3 protein-coding genes are annotated in these 1,813 nt (G+C 66.4%); 1 reads left to right on the top strand and 2 read right to left on the bottom strand.

Features of this window, described 5'->3' with window-relative positions; all coding sequences use genetic code 11:
- Positions 1–11: 11 nt before the first annotated feature.
- Entirely contained in the window at positions 12–656 is a 645-nt protein-coding gene (locus tag I71_RS15570; protein WP_083897186.1) for an HAD family phosphatase, read from the top strand.
- A 24-nt stretch (positions 657–680) separates the two neighbouring features.
- Here the strand turns inward: I71_RS15570 and I71_RS15565 are convergent, their stop codons facing one another.
- Together I71_RS15565 and I71_RS15560 are read right to left on the bottom strand one after the other, a co-directional pair.
- Positions 681–1,349, bottom strand: coding sequence for an MT-A70 family methyltransferase (locus I71_RS15565; protein ID WP_042695760.1), 669 nt, complete (start codon positions 1,347–1,349; stop codon positions 681–683).
- A 125-nt stretch (positions 1,350–1,474) separates the two neighbouring features.
- Positions 1,475–1,813 (bottom strand): Crp/Fnr family transcriptional regulator (locus I71_RS15560; RefSeq protein WP_042695759.1); only part of this gene is annotated, 339 nt, incomplete at its 5' end.

Genomic DNA, 1,813 nt, shown 5'->3' with positions numbered 1-1,813 from the left:
CGGATTGTTGGATGACCGGAATGACTGAGCCGACCAAGCCGTCCGTCGCCAAGCCGGCCGTCATCGTCTTCGATGTCGGCCAGGTGCTGATCGAATGGGATCCGCGGCATCTCTACCGCGAGCTGTTCGATGGTTATGAAGACCTGATGGAGGATTTCCTCGACCGGGTCTGCACCCCGGCCTGGAACCTGGAGCAGGACCGCGGCCGCCCCTGGAAGGACGCGGTCGCCCTGCTGACCGAGGAACATCCGGACTGCGCCGAACTGATCCGCGCCTATGACGACATGTGGGAGCGCATGGTGCCCGGCGCGATCCCCGGCACGCCGGAGATCCTGGCGGAGCTGAAGGCGCGGGGCATCCCGGTCTACGCCATCACCAACTTCTCGGTCGAGAAGTTCGAGGTGACGCGCAAGCGCTTCGAGTTCCTGAACGGCTTCGACGGGATCATCGTTTCGGGTCAGGAACGGCTGGTGAAGCCCGATCCGGCGATTTATCGGCTGCTGACGGATCGTTACGGTCTCGAACCAAAAGACTGCTACTTCATCGACGACAACCCCGACAATGTCGAGGCGGCAAAGTCGGTGGGCATGTCGGCGCACCTGTTCCTGGGTGCCGAAGCCCTGCGACGGGACCTGGAGGCGCTGGGGGTGCTGTGAGGGGGAGCGGACGCTCCTCCCCTCCTACTCCGCCGCCGCCTCGCGGTCGGTGGCGGAATTGAAGGCATAGGTCTTCCAGGTCGGCTCATAGCTGTCGTCGGCCTGGTTGCCCCACACCGACCAGTTGGGCCGGGCGCCGCGGGCGAACATCTCCAGATAGGGGCCTGGGCTGCAGGCCTCGATCAATTCATACTGCTCGTCCGGCTTGCGGCTGTGCTCGCGCTTGCGGCTCTCGATCAGATTGACCTGGGTCCGGCCGGGCGGCAGCGTGCGGGCCTTCTTGCCGCGGACGCCGAACAGGATCAGTTCGGTCACGTTGCGGAAGTAAAAGCCGACACCGCGCCCGTCCGACCCGCCATCCTTGCGCACCTTGTGCCAGATCAGGTTGGTCTTGTAGTCGAAGCCCCAGCTGCGCATCACCTGCAGCCCTTCCGGCAACAGGGCGTTGGGAACCCAGAGATAGAGGTGCGCGGTCGGTGCGGCGATGTCGGCGACCGGCAGGGCGCAGATGTCCTCCACCGTCATGGTGCCGTAGCGGGACAGGCGGCGATGCTCGGGCGCCATCTTGCCGGTGCGGTTGACGAAACGCCAGGGCGGGTCCGCCATCACGGTGGCGAAGCGCCGGTCACCGGCGAAGGCCACCAGATCCTGCGCCGGATCCGATGCTGTCGCCACCGTCTTGCTGTCGCCCATCGCTGCCTCGAAATCCTGAACAAATGCGGTACCGGGGGGTGCAAACTCGCACGGGGGGACAGCGCCGTCAATCCGGTCTGAACCCCGGCAGCGATGCTGTCACAACAGCCGGGTCCACGGTTCCGTCACTCATCCTCACCGGCTTCGGCCATGGCGCGCAGGGCGGCGCGCTCGGCAACGCTGACGATCAGCCCCTGGGTTTCCACGCCGACAGCGCGCAGCTTGGCCAGCGCCCGCGACAGGGTTTCCGGCTGCATGCCCAGGCGGCGGGCGATCAGCGCCTTGTCGAAGGGGAGCTGGAACTGCGCCGGGCCATCGCCCGACGGGCAGACCCGCATCAGGAAGGCAGCGACCCGCTGCGGCGCCGGCTGGACCTGAAGCTGCTCGATCTGCGTCACCAGATGGCGCAAGCGGACCGACAGCGATCCCAGCATGCCGAAAGCGATGCGGTCATCCTCGCGCAG

The organism is Azospirillum sp. B506, from assembly GCF_000333595.1.
Taxonomy (GTDB): domain Bacteria; phylum Pseudomonadota; class Alphaproteobacteria; order Azospirillales; family Azospirillaceae; genus Azospirillum.
This window is presented reverse-complemented; position numbering and strand designations above follow the sequence as displayed.